This is a genomic window from Aequitasia blattaphilus, assembly GCF_024721305.1.
In the GTDB taxonomy this organism is placed as follows: Bacteria; Bacillota; Clostridia; order Lachnospirales; family Lachnospiraceae; genus Aequitasia; species Aequitasia blattaphila.
This window is the reverse complement of sequence record NZ_JAMXOD010000013.1, coordinates 69,546-85,900: the sequence shown is the minus strand read 5'-3', so window position 1 is coordinate 85,900 and position 16,355 is coordinate 69,546. Positions and strand designations below refer to the sequence as shown.

10 protein-coding genes are annotated in these 16,355 nt (G+C 39.4%); 2 read left to right on the top strand and 8 right to left on the bottom strand.

Annotated features, from left to right (window positions below):
- Window positions 1-3: 3 nt before the first annotated feature.
- The 6 genes from NHH15_RS10070 to NHH15_RS10045 form a co-directional block, all read right to left on the bottom strand.
- On the bottom strand, window positions 4-1,872 hold the full coding sequence (locus NHH15_RS10070) for an NADH-quinone oxidoreductase subunit NuoF (RefSeq protein WP_262066543.1): 1,869 nt from the start codon (window positions 1,870-1,872) through the stop codon (window positions 4-6).
- Window positions 1,872-2,348 (bottom strand): complex I 24 kDa subunit family protein, encoded by a 477-nt coding sequence (locus NHH15_RS10065; protein WP_262066542.1) that lies wholly within the window; start codon window positions 2,346-2,348, stop codon window positions 1,872-1,874. The genes NHH15_RS10070 and NHH15_RS10065 overlap by 1 nt, the downstream gene beginning before the upstream one ends.
- A gap of 114 nt (window positions 2,349-2,462) precedes the next feature.
- On the bottom strand, window positions 2,463-3,206 hold the full coding sequence (gene recO / locus NHH15_RS10060; protein WP_262066541.1) for a DNA repair protein RecO: 744 nt from the start codon (window positions 3,204-3,206) through the stop codon (window positions 2,463-2,465).
- A 2-nt stretch (window positions 3,207-3,208) separates the two neighbouring features.
- Window positions 3,209-4,105 (bottom strand): GTPase Era, encoded by an 897-nt coding sequence (gene era, locus NHH15_RS10055; RefSeq protein WP_262066540.1) that lies wholly within the window; start codon window positions 4,103-4,105, stop codon window positions 3,209-3,211.
- Between the two features lie 8 nt (window positions 4,106-4,113).
- Window positions 4,114-7,035, bottom strand: a complete 2,922-nt coding sequence (locus NHH15_RS10050) for an insulinase family protein (RefSeq protein ID WP_262066539.1) — start codon at window positions 7,033-7,035, stop codon at window positions 4,114-4,116.
- Window positions 7,036-7,120: 85 nt separating this feature from the next.
- Window positions 7,121-8,728 carry a Na+/H+ antiporter NhaC family protein gene (locus NHH15_RS10045; protein ID WP_262066538.1) on the bottom strand — a complete coding sequence of 536 codons (1,608 nt, stop codon included), beginning with the start codon at window positions 8,726-8,728 and terminating at the stop codon, window positions 7,121-7,123.
- Between the two features lie 186 nt (window positions 8,729-8,914).
- Here NHH15_RS10045 and gdhA point away from each other — a divergent pair, with 186 nt between their 5' ends.
- A complete protein-coding gene (gene gdhA / locus NHH15_RS10040; RefSeq protein ID WP_262066537.1) occupies window positions 8,915-10,249 on the top strand; it encodes an NADP-specific glutamate dehydrogenase in 1,335 nt (444 codons plus the stop codon).
- A 124-nt stretch (window positions 10,250-10,373) separates the two neighbouring features.
- Here gdhA and nifJ read toward each other — a convergent pair whose 3' ends face one another.
- Window positions 10,374-13,910, bottom strand: a complete 3,537-nt coding sequence (gene nifJ, locus NHH15_RS10035; protein ID WP_262066536.1) for a pyruvate:ferredoxin (flavodoxin) oxidoreductase — start codon at window positions 13,908-13,910, stop codon at window positions 10,374-10,376.
- Between the two features lie 171 nt (window positions 13,911-14,081).
- Between nifJ and NHH15_RS10030 the strand changes: the two genes are divergently transcribed.
- Window positions 14,082-15,446, top strand: coding sequence for a sodium-dependent transporter (locus NHH15_RS10030; RefSeq protein WP_262066535.1), 1,365 nt, complete (start codon window positions 14,082-14,084; stop codon window positions 15,444-15,446).
- A 23-nt stretch (window positions 15,447-15,469) separates the two neighbouring features.
- On the opposite strand, the gene lgt is transcribed toward NHH15_RS10030, so the two are convergent.
- Entirely contained in the window at window positions 15,470-16,345 is an 876-nt protein-coding gene (gene lgt, locus NHH15_RS10025; protein WP_262066534.1) for a prolipoprotein diacylglyceryl transferase, read from the bottom strand.
- Between the last annotated feature and the right edge of the window lie 10 nt (window positions 16,346-16,355).

The window sequence follows — 16,355 nt, the reverse complement described above, 5'->3', positions numbered from 1 at the left end:
CTCCTAGTTTGCGATTGCGATTGCTTTGAAAGGACAACTATCAATACAAGCACCACATTTAATACATTTTTCCTGATTAATAACATAAGGGCTTTTAATCACACCCTCTATCGCCTCCACAGGACAGTTTCTCGCACATTTCGAACATCCCTTACAGGCTTCCGGATCAATCACATAGCTGCGCAATTTCTCACAACTTCCGGCAGGACACCGCTTGTTAATATGCTCCTCATACTCATCTCTAAATGTTTTCAACGTACTAAGAACAGGAAGAGCGGCACTCTTTCCAAGACCACAAAGAGCTGTATCCGTGATTGCTTGTCCTAATTCTTCCAACATATCCAAATCTTCCAGTTTTCCTTCTCCGTTTACAATACGCTCTAAAATCTCCAGCATCCTGTAGGTTCCTTCACGGCAAGGCACACACTTTCCACAGCTTTCATTTTGGGTAAAGTTCATAAAGAATCTTGCCACTTCAACCATACAAGTGTTTTCATCCATTACAACCAACCCACCGGAGCCAATCATAGCTCCTCTTTTCTTTAATGAATCAAAATCAAGAGGCAATTCCAAATCCGTATCCACCAAACAGCCGCCTGATGGTCCACCAATTTGTACTGCTTTAAACTTTGCATCATTTTTTACGCCACCGCCAATCGAGAAGATAACTTCCCCTAGCGTCGTTCCCATAGGCACTTCAATCAGTCCAGTATTATTTACACTTCCTGTTAATGCAAAGGCTTTCGTTCCAGGGCTTCCTTCCGTCCCAATTCCCAAGTACCATTTTGATCCATTTTCAATAATCATAGGCACGTTAGCATATGTTTCAACGTTGTTCAAAACCGTAGGTTTTCCAAAAAGCCCCTGTTCTACCGTTCTTGGGGGTTTCGTTCTTGGCATACCACGTTCCCCCTCAATAGACGCTGTCAGAGCACTTCCTTCGCCACAGACAAAAGCTCCTGCTCCTTTATTGATATGTAGTTTGAAGGAAAAATCCGTTCCTAATATATTATCTCCCAAAAGCTGATAAGCCTCTGCTTGTTCAATTGCCCCTTTTAATCTGCTGATTGCAAGAGGATACTCTGCGCGTACATAAACATAGCCTTCCTGAGCTCCTGTTGCATAGGCAGCCACCATCATACCTTCAATCATCTTGTGAGGGTCACCTTCCATAATACTTCGGTCCATAAAAGCACCCGGATCTCCCTCATCTCCATTACAGACCACGTAGCGGATTTTTTCTGGTTGTTTTGCAACTTGTCTCCATTTATACCCTGTTTGGAAGCCACCGCCTCCTCTGCCTCGCAGGTTCGATTCTTCTATCTCATTCACAACCTCACTCGGCTTCATATCAAAAAGGACCTTCTCAAGAGCGGAATACCCTCCAAAGGCTAAGTACTCTTCAATATTTTCCGCATCAATATGTCCGCAATTCTTTAGAACCAATCTGGTTTGCTTTGCATAAAATGGAATCTCCTCTTGACTTTCGTATCGTTTTCCATCTACTTCATATAAAAGTCTCTCAACAGGCTTCCCTTTAAGAATGGTTTCATTGAAAATTTCTTCACAATCTTCTGGTTTTACTTTTATATAAAGATAATTCATTGGCTCAATACGTACCAAAGGCCCCATTTCGCAAAACCCATGACAGCCACTTTTCTTCACCCCTACATGAGCAATTTCTCTTCCAAATTCGCAGGACACACTATCAATATCTTTCGTTAATTCTTCAAAACGATTGTAAATTTCCTGAGATCCTCCTGCAAGACAGCCTGTACCTGCACAAATCAAAATACGGCAATCATCAACCGCCATCTTATTCTGGCTTTCCACTCTTATCTGTTTTAAATCTTCTCTGCTTTTTAAGACCATCACGCTTCTCCTCTCAGTTCCTTTAATAACTCTCCCGCTTTTTCCGGATTCATTGCCGGATAAACCTTGTCATTTACCGTAAGCACCGGTGCAAGACCACAGGCTCCAAGACAGGAAACCGTCTCAACAGTAAAAAGCATATCATCCGAAGTGTTCTTTTCTTTCGACAGATTTAGTTCCTTGTATAGAAAATCCAGAATTGGTATGGATTTACGCACGTGACAGGCGGTACCATCGCAAACCTTAATAATGTATTTTCCTTTCGGGTCAAAAGAAAAGTTTTCATAAAATGTAGCCACACTGTACGCTTTAGCCTCATTAATCTTAAGCTCCTTGGCAACGTAAGTCAGTAGTTCCGGGGGCAAATAGCGATATTCATTTTGAATCTCTTGAATAATCGGAATTAGAGCACTCTGTTGTCTGCCATAATTACCAATAATTTGATCTGCCTTTTCATAGTAAGACTGGTCCAACATATCATTTCCTCCTAAATTACACATGGTTTGTTAATTTTTTATCTATATCATTGTAAAATATAACCAAGAATTATGCAAGACAAAAAAGAGTTTATCGAAAAATAGTACAACCATTTACGATAAACTCTCTAAAATTTCTCTGGAACGAAAATTTTTATCTAAATACTTTTCTAAATATGCCTCCAAAAGAGCGTCCAATTCTCTTTGCACCTCTTCTTTTACCACAAAGCTATACAGCTTTTCCACTGAGGAGCTAACAATATACTGAAGGGCGTATAACGTGGACTGACCGATTCGAAGAGCTGATGGATCATCACCCTTGCACGCACCTAATAACAGCCCACCTTTATCCACACTAAAGTAAACATCTTCATATTCTCTTGATCCACAAGACTGGCACTGAAATACTTGAGGACCTTCTCCATTAATCGTGATAAGCTTCAACTCAAAAACTCTGCGTATTAATGGATTTGGAATTTTGTCACTTTCCAGGGCTCTTAACGTTTGATAAATCAGCTTAAGGCTTTCCGATTCATTCGTGCCCTCCCGGGCATAATAATGAATTAAATCCAGAAAATAAATCCCATAATATGCCCCTTCCAGATCATGCCTCAGGGATTCAAAGTAATTTCCTGGCTTAGCCGAATTTAAAGTATAAGAGGTTCTCCCTTCATATAGAACAAACTCTCCAAATACAAAGGGAGTAGTGGCTGCAATCAACGAACTGTTTGGCTTTCTTGCCCCTCTTGCAAAAGCCGTTATCTTTCCTCTTTCTTTTGTCAAAAGAACAACCCGCCTGTCGTATTCTCCCGCAGGAGCATTGTAAATCACCATTCCTGTAACGCTGATTTGATTCATCTTTACTCTTCTTTCTGATATCCAAAATTCTTCAAAAGAAACTCACTGTCTCTCCAGTCCTTCTTTATCTTTACCCAAAGCTTTAGGTTTACCTGATACCCAAGAAGTTGTTCCAACTCATACCTTGCTGTACTTCCGATTTTCTTAAGCATTACCCCTTGCTTTCCAATAATAATTCCTTTATGTGACTCCTTTTCCGCAATAATTGTCGCCTCAATATGATAAATCTTTCCCTTCTTCTTCATACTTTCAATGGCAACCGCGATTCCATGAGGGATTTCTTCATTCAGACTATGAAGGGCCTTCTCTCTAATAATTTCTGCTACGATCTGTTTCATTGGCTGATCTGTCAACGTATCCTCTTCGTAGAACATAGGACCCTCTGGCAGATAACGGTATATCTCCGTTATCAACGCATCTATATTATCTCCGTTTCGTGCAGATACTGGAATAATCTCTGCAAAATCATACAAATCTTTGTATGCATCAATGGATTTTAATACTTCTTCTTTTTGTACAGAATCCACCTTATTAATAATCAAAAAGACAGGCTCCTTCGTTTTCTTTAATTGCTCTATTATAAATTGCTCACCTTTTCCAATAAAAGTGGTTGGCTCTACTAAAAACAGAACAACATCCACATCCTGAATGGTTCCAGTAGCCGTTTTCACCATGTAGTCCCCCAGACGATTCTTGGCCTTATGTATTCCTGGAGTGTCCAAAAAAATGATTTGCCCTTCTTCTCTGGTTAAAACTGCTTGTATTCTATTTCTGGTGGTCTGTGGCTTATTTGATGTAATTGCAATTTTTTGACCAATTAAATAGTTCATAAGAGTTGATTTCCCCACATTAGGTCTACCAATTAGCGTTACAAAACCTGACTTTTTATTTTCCGACATATTTCCTCCTAAAATCCCTTTACTTCATTAAACAACTCTTTGTTTTCAGTAATCTTCTCTTCACTTCCAATACAGCAAATCTGTTTTGCCGCCAACACCGCTTCTACAACTTTATACAGTTCCCGTATTTCTTCCACCGTAGCGCCTAACACATCTTCTCTTTCCTTTACAAGCATCTCATAGCTGATATTTGATAAGTAAAGGTTCTTGGAGCGCTCCCCTTTGGTAGCTGGTGTCATAGGCTGATCCAGATTACTCATTGTACCAATGATATACTTCGTTAGCTCTCTGTCTGAAGCTTGAAAATTCTTGATATAATCTACCGTATTTTGATAAACTTCATAGGTCTCTTTCAGATTCGGATCACGGTATGAGGTTAAAAATCCCTCCCCAATTCGGTTGAATCCACACATTGCACCGTAGGCACCGCCTTTCACACGGATATTTTGCCACAAATAATCATAGCCAAGTATCACTTTTAATATCTGTAAAGTACCTTTATAGCTCTCTCCCACCTTCATAAAATTCCCACATTGTGCAGCATACTGTACTTTGGTCGCAGATTTAAAGCCTTCATTTTTCTTTTCCAATACAGGCTGAAAAGCTTCCATCTTTCTTTCATCAACAAAAAGAAGATCTGTAAATTCAGGCAGCTTTTTATGAATCCCTTCCAAGCCTTCCCGTTCTGCTGTGAAGCTGATTAATAGATTTTCTTTTCGGAAAACGTGTACTAATATTTTCCTGAGCTTCGAAACCATCTCCTCTTTCCGATTATCATAATCCTCTAATAACGCTGCCAGGAATTGATAATAATCGATTCCAGAAGTTAATTCTTTATATTTACCTATTACAGACGAATACGAAGAAGCTCTGGAAACCGCTGTGGAATGTCCCGCCTGTTGAAACTTCATCAAAAGTCTTGATGTGGACATGGAGATAATCTCTTTAATCCGCTTTTCATCTTCCAGATTCGAATGGAGCAGAATCTCCTTCACCATATCGAAAGAGACCTCCAATTTATCATAAAGAGCCTTTGTTTTCACCTCAAAGGTAGCTTTAAATCCACTATTGACTGGATCATTCACATTGACATAGGTATCTAAATGAGTCCCTACCCCTCCTGTATGAACGTTAATTTCATTGGATAACTCTCCATAAGTATAATTTTTCGTATCAACAAGTCCTAAAATTCCCTGAAGCAAACCAAGATATGGCAAATCCTCTTCCCCAATTCCATTCGTATCAAAAATAAAATTCAAGTAACCAATTCCGTTTGTATTGATTTCGTGAAACAAAAGGGGAACTCCATTAAGCTCCATCTTTTCATTCGCAATTAGCTGAGGCTTTTTCGTCAAATCTTCTCTTTTGAGAAGTGGAATTTTTTCTATATCTTCTAAGGCTTCTTCTTCATTTTGATACTCTTCTAATCTTTTTGTCTTTAGCACCAGCTCTTCCAGCTCTTCTTTTCCAAGGCTTTCTTTATATAGTCTCAGACTCTCTTCCAGCTCTTTTTCTAAGATTGTTGTCCTTCCCTGCTCTGGGATCACTCTTACATTTACTCCATGAGTGTTATCAATGAGATACTTCTGAATCAGGTTTTCATAATAATCCGTACCTATTTTTTCTCTCAAAAAAGCAAAAGTGTCAAGGGCATCCAAATGTGTAAATACGGACTGATCATCATAAAGCCAGCTATCAAAAACCTCCAGTCCATAGATGAGTCCTTTCGGATATCCGCCAAAATCGGCTTCCCGATATTGGAATTCCTGATAATTGATTCCTGCCTCCAGGGCTTTCAACTCAATTTTGTTTTCTACCAACTCTGCCAGCGTATTCTCAATAACCTCTAAAAATCTCTTCTCGTCTTCTTTATTAGCTCCTTTGGCCACAACAGAAAAGAAGGGCTGCAGTACCCCATTGTCATATCCGCCTAAAATATCCTTTCCTATTCCAGCCTCAATAAGATTTTTCTTGAGAATCGCTCCCGGCGAGGAAAGAAGTACATAATCCAGCACCTGAAATGCCAGATACAGCTCTTTATCCAAATTCGTTCCCACAACTCTATTGTAAGACAGATAAGTGTTGTCCTTCATTGATTCCTCTTGTGAAATCGAATAAGGAAATTCTTTGTCCTGTATTTCCTTAAAAGGTTCCTGCATCTGTATTTCTGAATCAATTTTCTTATATTCAAAATCATTTAAGTATTCTTCATCAATAAATTTCAGCTTTTCTTCAATATCCAAATCCCCATACAAATAGATATAACTATTCGAGGGATGGTAATAGGCTCTGTGGAAATCCAGAAATTCTTCATACGTCAGATTTGGGATTTCCTCTGGATCTCCTCCCGATTCGTTGGCGTAGGTTGTGTCCGGAAACAATGCATTGACAATTCTGCGGTCCAGCACTCCCTCTGGTGACGAAAACGCTCCCTTCATTTCGTTATATACTACTCCATTATATTGAAGCGCATCCTCTTCCTTTTCCAGCTTATAGCTCCATCCCTCTTGTCTGAATATCTCCTCCCGCTCATAGATTTTAGGATAAAAAACTGCATCCAGATATACATTCATCAAATTCTGGAAATCCTTGTCATTTTGACTCGCAACAGGATACACCGTTTTATCCGGATATGTCATTGCGTTTAGGAAGGTATTCAGAGAACCTTTCACCAATTCCACAAAAGGGTCTTTCGCCGGATATTTCTTGGATCCACAAAGAACAGAATGCTCCAAAATATGGGGCAGGCCTGTGCTGTCCTTAGGGGGTGTTCGGAATCCAATTGTGAACACTTTATTGCTGTCATTGTTCTCTATATACAAAACACGAGCACCACTCTTTTTATGTCTGAAAACATAACCTGTTGAAGCGATGCCCTTGATTTCTTTTTCCTGTAATAATTCGTATGCTTCTATCTTCTCCAATACCATACCATCTTCCTCCTTTTTGTATATATGGTATTATAGCACAAAAAAGGAGATAAAGACCAATGTCTTTACCTCCCATTTTCTCAATTTAGCTTTCCTGTGTCTTCTTCCGAATAATCAAAAGAACAGCGAACAAAAGAACAATTCCTACAGGCAATGCAATAAACGCACTTCGTACAAATCCCGCCACAATATATGTTACAAACGAAACAGCCGCAACTGTAATCGCATAAGGAAGCTGAGTTGACACATGATTTACGTGATTACTCTGGGCTCCTGCTGATGCCATAATGGTAGTATCTGAAATCGGAGAACAATGATCTCCACAAACTGCTCCTGCCAGACATGCCGAAATCGAAATAATCATCATATTTTGATCATTTCCTGAAAATACTGCAACAACGATTGGAATTAAAATTCCAAAAGTCCCCCATGAGGTTCCCGTGGCAAATGCCAAGAAGCAGCCAATCAAGAAAATAATCGCAGGAAGGAAATTCATCAAATGTCCCGCGCTGCTCTCCATAGCTCCTGCTACGAACTCTGCCGCACCAAGACTATCTGTCATTGCCTTTAGTGTCCACGCAAGTGTCAGTATGAGAATTGCAGGTACCATAGCCTTAAATCCGTCTGGAATACACTCCATACATTCTCTAAACTTTAGCACTTTCCGAAGCCAGTAAAAGAAGATTGTAAAAACAAATCCAAAAAAGCTGCCATATACCAAACCAACAGAGGCATCGCTGTTTGAAAATGCTGTTACAAAATCGGCACCCTCAAAAAAACCACCCGTATAAATCATTCCAATTGTACATGCAACAATCAATACTATAATAGGAAATACCAGATCAATTACCTTCCCTTTGGAAGAAACCACTTCTTCCTTTGCATCTGCATAAGGTCTGTCTGGAGTTGTAAACAAGTCTCCATTTTTCGCATTTTTCTCGTGGAGTTTCATCGGGCCATAATCAAACTTCATCACCGTGATAGAAATCATCATAACAATGCTTAGCAATGCATAAAAGTTATAGGGTATTGCACGGATAAAAATAGAAAATCCATCCTCTCCTTCTACAAATCCTGTTACTGCGGCCGCCCAGGAAGAAATTGGGGCAATAATACAAACCGGTGCAGCTGTTGCATCAATTAAATACGCCAGTTTTGCTCTGGATACATTATGACTGTCCGTTACCGGTCTCATTACACTTCCAACCGTCAAACAATTGAAATAATCATCAATAAAAATCAATACTCCCAAGACCACTGTGGCTAGTTGTGCTCCTACCCGGCTTTTAATATGGATTTTCGCCCATTCTCCAAAAGCTGCAGATCCACCTGCCTTGTTCATCATAGCAACCATGATTCCAAGTATTACTAAAAACACAAGAATACCCACATTATAGCTATCTGAAATTACACTGATAATTCCTCGTTCAAAAACATGGTTAATTGTGTGCTCAAAATTAAAGTTTGAGGCAAAAACTCCTCCAATTAAGATTCCAATAAACAGGGAGCTGTATACCTCCTTCGTTACCAATGCCAAGATAATCGCAACAAGAGGCGGTACAAGCGCCCAAAAAGTCGCATACATATTTGAGACAGGTACATCTCCCTCCTCTGCAGCCATAGCCGTGACAGGCAAAACAAATACCATAAAAAGCATAAATGGAATTGCCCATAGTTTCATTTTTTTTCTCATCTTCTCATCCCTTCTCAATCACTTGTTCTCATAATAATTGATTTTACCTTATAAGTTTTTTCAGGTCAACTAAAAAGGACTAATATCCCATTTTTTTAAACTCAACCTTGCAATCACTTTTGCAGTATTGTATAATCATACTTGCAAAATTAATATTTATACACATCACATTTAGGAGGAAAAGAAATGTCATACATTGATAATGTTATTCAGTCAGTTATCGAGAAAAACCCTAGTGAACCCGAGTTTCATCAAGCTGTAAAAGAAGTACTTGAGTCTCTAAGACCTATCATTGAAAAGAATGAAGAAAAATATCAGAAAGAAGCCCTTCTTGAAAGAATGGTTAACCCAGAGCGTCAATTTAAGTTCCGCGTACCATGGGTAGATGATAACGGACAAGTTCAAGTAAATACCGGTTACCGTGTTCAATTTAACAGTGCAATCGGACCTTACAAAGGGGGATTACGTTTCCATCCATCTGTGAACTTAGGAATCATTAAGTTCCTTGGATTCGAACAAGTATTTAAAAACTCTCTCACAGGACTGCCTATCGGTGGCGGAAAAGGTGGAGCAGACTTCGATCCAAAAGGAAAATCTGACCGTGAAATCATGGCATTTTGCCAAAGTTTCATGACAGAGCTTTGTAAATATATTGGGGCAGACACAGATGTTCCTGCCGGTGATATTGGTGTCGGCGCAAGAGAGATCGGATTTATGTTCGGTCAATACAAGAGAATCCGCGGCGTCTTCGAAGGTGTTTTAACAGGCAAAGGCTTAACTTATGGCGGTTCTTTAGCACGTACAGAGGCTACTGGATACGGTTTACTTTACCTCACAAAAGAAATGTTAAAAATTAATGGAATGGATATTGCCGGAAAGACTTGTGCTGTATCTGGTTCTGGTAATGTAGCAATCTATGCGATTGAAAAAGCTCACGAAATGGGTGCAAAATGCGTTACTTGCTCTGATTCAACTGGCTGGATTTATGATCCGGAAGGAATTGACGTGGCTCTTTTAAAAGAAGTAAAGGAAGTCAAACGTGCCCGCCTGACAGAATACGCTGCTGCACGCCAAAGTGCCCAGTACCATGAAGGTCGTGGTGTATGGAGCGTTAAAGTTGATATTGCTCTTCCATGTGCAACTCAAAACGAGCTTTTAATCGACGATGCGAAAGCATTGGTTGCAAATGGATGCGCTGTTGTTGCAGAAGGAGCCAATATGCCAACTACATTGGATGCAACAGAATATCTTCAGAAAAATGGCGTTATCTTTGCACCTGGAAAAGCTGCAAATGCTGGTGGTGTAGCAACCTCCGCTTTAGAAATGTCACAAAACAGTGAACGGTTAAGCTGGACCTTTGAAGAAGTAGATAAGAAGCTTCAGGATATCATGATTAATATTACACATGCTATGGATGAAGCTGCAAAGCGCTACGGCCAAGATTGCAACTATGTATTAGGTGCAAATATTGCAGGATTCGAGAAAGTAGCTGAAGCAATGAGCTTCCAAGGTATTGTATAGATAAAATAGCAAAGCCAAAAATAAGGGTAGACATCACTTGATTCTGTGATGTCTATCTTTTTTTTATCTTTTCTCATAAAAAACCGGCATCACTCAACTGAGTGACACCGGTATCTTTTTTATCTTATTCTGCTTTATAAAGATCTACCAGTTTGATTAAATGCTGATATTTCTCTTTCGCTTCTTTTGCTGATTTTTCAAACAGTCTTTCTGCTCTTTCTGGATTTGCTCTCATAAGCGCATTGTAACGAACCTCTCCGTTCAAGAATTCAATATAGTCTTCTGTAGGTTCTTTACTATCTACTACAAGCTTATCTCCTTCTGCATCAGGATTAAAGCGGAAGTTATGCCAGTAACCTGCCTTAACTGCTCTTTCTTCCTCTGTCTGAGACATCGTCATACCACCATTCTTAATACCGTGATTAATACATGGTGCGTAAGCAATAACGATTGATGGTCCTGGATAAGCTTCTGCTTCTGCAATTGCCTTTACAGTCTGATTAAAGTCTGCACCCATAGCAATTTGAGCAACATATACATATCCATAACTCATAGCGATTTGAGCCAAATCTTTTTTCTTCACTTCTTTACCTGCAGCAGCAAACTGAGCAGTTGCTCCAGTTGGTGTAGATTTAGAAGATTGTCCACCTGTGTTAGAGTAAACCTCTGTGTCAAACACCATGATGTTGATATCTTGTCCACTGGCAAGTACGTGGTCTAATCCACCGAATCCGATGTCATATGCCCATCCGTCTCCACCAAAGATCCACTGTGATTTTTTCGCCAAGAAGTCTTTGTTCTTCACAACATCTTTGCATACATCACAATCAATTCCTGATAATACACTTACAAGCTTGTCAGTAGCATCACCATTGGTAGCTCCGTCATGGAAGCTATCCATGTATTCTTTACAAGCTGCTTTTACTTCGTCTGTAGATTCTGCTGCTTCTGCAATTGCTGCAACCTTTTCTCCTAATCTCTTACGAATAGCGATTTGTCCAAGAAGCATTCCATAACCAAATTCTGCGTTATCTTCAAATAAAGAGTTTGCCCATGCTGGACCTTTTCCTTCTGGTGTTACTGTGTAAGGTGTAGAAGGTGCTGAGTTCCCCCAGATTGAAGAACATCCTGTTGCATTTGCAATATACATTCTATCACCAAATAACTGTGTGATTAATTTAGCGTAAGGTGTTTCTCCACAACCTGCACAAGCTCCTGAGAACTCTAACAATGGTTGTTTAAACTGACTTCCCTTAACGGTATTTCCTTTGAATTTCGCTACTACTTCTGGTTTTACTGGAATCTCTGTACCAAAATCAAAGATTTCTTGCTCTGCCATGTTCTCTTCAAGGCTTTCCATAACAAGTGCTTTTTCACCCTTCTTACCTGGGCAAACGTTTGCACAAGATCCACATCCCTGACAGTCAAGCGCTGAAATTGTCATGGTAAACTTCATACCTGGCATACCAATCATATCGATTGTCTTCGTTCCTTCTGGCGCCTTTGCAAGTTCTTCTTCAGTAAGTGCTACCGGACGAATAACTCCATGAGGACACACATAAGCACAACGGTTACACTGAATACAGTTTTCAGACTTCCATACTGGAATATCCACTGCAATACCACGTTTTTCGAATGCAGCAGTACCAACCGGAGTTGTACCATCAATATAATCACCAAATGCTGAAACAGGAAGTGTATTTCCTTCTTGAGCATTTACTTTTCTTTGGATGTTTGTAACAAATGCTACTGCATCCTCTTTTCCACCCTTAATATCACGAACAAATAAGCCTTCATCAGCAGCATTCTTCCAAGATTCTGGAACCTCGATTCGAACTGCCTGTTCTGCTCCGGCATCGATTGCATCATAGTTCATTTTTACGATCTTATCACCTTTTCTACCATAAGTAGCTTTGGCTGCGTCCTTCATGAACTTAATTGCATCTTCTTCAGGTATAACATTTGCAAGTTTAAAGAATGCAGATTGAAGCACTGTGTTAATACGTCCTCCGAGTCCGATTTCTTTACCAATTTTAATACCATCAATTGTATAGAACTTAATATTGTGGTTTGCAATGTAAGCCTTTACCTGTCCTGGTAAATGTTCTTCCAAACCATCCATATCCCAAGAACAGTTTAGTAGGAATGTTCCTCCATCTACTAATTCTTGAACCATGTTGTATTTATTCACATAAGATGGATTATGACAGGCAACAAAGTTTGCTTTCTTAATCAGGTAAGTAGACTGAATTGGTTTCTTACCAAATCTCAAATGAGACATTGTAATACCACCTGATTTTTTAGAGTCATAATCAAAGTATGCTTGTGCATACATATCTGTATGATCACCAATAATTTTGATAGAGTTTTTATTTGCTCCAACAGTACCATCTGCTCCAAGTCCCCAGAACTTACAGTTAATTGTTCCTTCTGGTGTAGAATCGATTGATTCTCCGATTGGAAGAGATAAGTTTGTAACATCATCATTGATTCCTACAGTAAAGAGTTTCTTCTCTGTATTGTTAAATACTGCAACAACCTGCTCTGGTGTTGTATCCTTTGAGCTTAATCCATAGCGTCCGCAATTTACTGGAATCTGATCAAACTTCGTTCCCTTTAACGCTGCAACAACGTCTAAGTACAATGGTTCTCCTAAAGCTCCCGGTTCTTTTGTTCTGTCTAATACATTAATGTATTTTACAGAATCTGGAATTGCATCAAGCAATGCTTCGTTGCAGAATGGTCTGAACAAACGAACCTTAACAACTCCGACTTTTTCTCCAGCTTTCATTAAGTAATCAATTGTTTCATCAATCGTTTCGCAAACAGAACCCATTGCAATAATTACCTTGGTAGCATCTTCTGCACCGTAGTAGTTGAACAATTTGTAATCTGTACCGATTTTTTCATTAACTTTGTCCATATATTCCTGAACAATTCCTGGCAATGCATCATAATATACATTACTTGCTTCTCTTGCTTGGAAGAAAATGTCAGGATTCTGTGCAGAACCTCTTTGAACAGGATGATTTGGATTTAACGCATTTTCTCTAAACGCATCAATCGCATCCATATCCATCATGTCTGCTAAATCTTCATAGTCCCAAGCTTCGATTTTTTGAATTTCATGAGAAGTTCTAAATCCATCAAAGAAGTTAATGAATGGTAACTTACCTTTCATTGCTGCACAGTGAGCAACTGGAGCAAGATCCATTACTTCCTGCACACTGGATTCACAAAGCATTGCTGCTCCAGTCTGACGACAGGCGTAAACATCTGAATGATCTCCAAAGATAGAAAGTGCGTGACTTGCAAGCGCACGAGCTGACACATGGAACACCCCTGGCAGTAATTCTCCTGCTACCTTATAAATGTTTGGTACCATCAAAAGCAAACCTTGAGATGCAGTAAATGTAGTTGTCAAGGCTCCTGCTGCTAAGGATCCGTGAACTGCTCCTGCTGCTCCTGCTTCTGATTGCATTTCTGTTACTTGAACAGGCTGACCAAAAATATTTTTTTTGCCCTCTGCTGCCCATTCATCAATATGTTCAGGCATTACAGAAGATGGTGTAATAGGATAGATTGCTGCAACTTCAGTATAAGCATATGCCACATGTGCTGCCGCCTGATTCCCATCCATGGTTTTCATTTTTCTAGCCATTAAATTTTTCCTCCTTTGATTACGTATATAATATTTGACGTGTTCTTTTATTATAGCTCTCCCCACCCTAAAATACAAGGTGTTGGGGTGTTTTATATTGTTCCTTTTTACATACACTTGACACTTTTTCTCATCATGGTATGATTAATACATAAGAAAAGGAGAGAGTATATGGACGAAAAAAAGAAACAAGCTCAATGGGGCTCACGATTTGGTTACATCATGGTTGCCGCCGGCGCTGCAATAGGTCTTGGTAACATCTGGCGCTTTCCATACCTGGCGTACGGAGGCGGAGGTGGGATTTTCATCCTTGTCTACCTCATACTCATTTTTATCATGGGACACCCTATGGTTGAAATGGAAACAGCAATTGGACGTTACGGAAGAGGAAACGTAGCGGCAGCATTTGGGAAGTTTAAGAAAAAGTACAAATTCATTGGTATTGTTGCAATTCTTTGTACAACACTGATTGACATCTACTATATTGTAGTAGGAGGGTGGGTGTTAAAATATGCTGTATCATATGTTATTGGAACAGATTTTGGAGTAGATACTCAAATTTATTTTAACGAATTCACTTCCAGTACGGCATCTCCAATCATATATACAGGAATATTAATGATTATAGTTGCATTCCTACTGTTCTTTGGCATTACAAACCTTGTCGAAAAGGTCACAAAAATTATTATGCCTGCCTTATTTATTCTACTTATCATCTGTGGTGTCTGGGCAATCTTTGCTACTCCCGGTGCAGTCGAAGGTTTGAAGTATTACTTAATTCCAGATTTTAGCAAAATGTCTGTTAAGGTATTTGCTGATGCCGCTACCCAAGTTCTGTTTTCTGTTGGAATTGGATGGGGAATCTTTGTTACTCTGGGCGCCAGTCTTCCAGCAGAAAACAATATCAAGAAGGATTCCATGTGGGTAACCATCTGTGATACTGCAGTCGCAATTTTAGCTGGATTTGTAATCATCCCTTCCGCTTTTGGCGCTGGTGTAGATGTTGCAAGTGGTCCATCCCTTATCTTCGTTGTAATGACACAAATTTTCGACAAACTTCCTGGAGGACGAATCATTGGATTATTCTTCTTCCTCTCATTGATTTTTGCGGTACTATCCACCTTATTTACCATTATTGAAATACCTGTTAAGTGGTTTGAAGAAACAGTGAAAATTTCTCATAAAAAGGCAACGGTTATTGTATCACTAATTATCTTTGCAGGAGGCACCATTGTATCCCTTGGATTTGGTATTCTAAGTCATATTTCACTTCCTTGGCTGGATGTAAGCGGAATTGCCCATTACAATCTGTATGACTGGTTGGATACCTTCACTGCCTATGTGCTTCTTCCTCTTGGCTGTCTTCTGACCTGCTTTTATATTTGGCGCGTTTGGGGATTTGATAACTATGAGAAGGAACTAACAGCTGACGGCAGAGATGGCAAGCTTTCCGGTTACCAAAAAGTATTATCTGCTGTCGTCATTCCAGTATTAATGATTATCATTATTTTGAACTGCTTCGGATTTATTAAATAAGGAAAATTTAGAGGTATTGATTCTTATAATTTAGAATCAATACCTCTTTTTGTAATCTGTATTCGTTTGATAATAATTAGAACCAGAGCCACTAATGCAAAGACTGCCGCAAGCATCTGAGATACCGGTATCTGAGTTCCCGTAATAAATAGTTGATCTGTTCGGATTCCCTCAATCCAGAATCTTCCAATGCCATATCCCAGCATATATACCAAAAACACCTCACCGTTAAATTTTTTATGTTTATAAAAAATCAATAGGATAATCAATAAACCCAGACACCATAGAGACTCGTATAAAAAAGTAGGATGTACTTGTATATACTGAGCACCATCCACTGTCTCCATGTGTTGCCGCATTTTTTCCGATACATCCGAAGCCCTTACTTCGCTTAACGGAAGCCGCATCGCAAAAATATTATTTGTATATTCTCCAAACACTTCCCGGTTAAAAAAATTACCCCATCGTCCTATCATCTGACCGGTTACCAGTCCAACTGATACCGTATCCAGCAAAAGGAAAACAGATATCTTCTTTTTTCTCCCAAATAGAAACGCAACAATAATTGCAGCTATAATCCCGCCATAGATAGCAAGTCCCCCTTGTCTGACGTTGAGAATACTTAGAAGGTCATCTTTGTATTCCTCCCAGGAAAAGGCAACGTAGAAAAGCCTTGCACCTATAACAGATGTAATAACCCCAACAATTGCTAAATCTAAATATGTTTCTGGGTTTTGCTTTGATTTTTTTGCCATCTGCATAGCAATTGCAACACCTGCCAAAACACCTAGTCCAATTAAAATACCGTAATATGCAATTTCAAAACCAAAAACATCGAAATTCATCCCAACATTTTTTAGGTGAATCCCCAGATTCGGAAAATCAATTCTTTTATTCATGCTACCACTT

Coding starts and splice junctions, on each gene's coding strand:
- NHH15_RS10070 (WP_262066543.1), bottom strand. CDS start 1,872: ATGGTCTTAAAAAGCAGAGAAGATTTAAAACAGATAAGAGTGGAAAGC.
- NHH15_RS10065 (WP_262066542.1), bottom strand. CDS start 2,348: ATGTTGGACCAGTCTTACTATGAAAAGGCAGATCAAATTATTGGTAAT.
- recO (WP_262066541.1), bottom strand. CDS start 3,206: ATGAATCAAATCAGCGTTACAGGAATGGTGATTTACAATGCTCCTGCG.
- era (WP_262066540.1), bottom strand. CDS start 4,105: ATGTCGGAAAATAAAAAGTCAGGTTTTGTAACGCTAATTGGTAGACCT.
- NHH15_RS10050 (WP_262066539.1), bottom strand. CDS start 7,035: ATGGTATTGGAGAAGATAGAAGCATACGAATTATTACAGGAAAAAGAA.
- NHH15_RS10045 (WP_262066538.1), bottom strand. CDS start 8,728: ATGAGAAAAAAAATGAAACTATGGGCAATTCCATTTATGCTTTTTATG.
- gdhA (WP_262066537.1), top strand. CDS start 8,915: ATGTCATACATTGATAATGTTATTCAGTCAGTTATCGAGAAAAACCCT.
- nifJ (WP_262066536.1), bottom strand. CDS start 13,910: ATGGCTAGAAAAATGAAAACCATGGATGGGAATCAGGCGGCAGCACAT.
- NHH15_RS10030 (WP_262066535.1), top strand. CDS start 14,082: ATGGACGAAAAAAAGAAACAAGCTCAATGGGGCTCACGATTTGGTTAC.
- lgt (WP_262066534.1), bottom strand. CDS start 16,345: ATGAATAAAAGAATTGATTTTCCGAATCTGGGGATTCACCTAAAAAAT.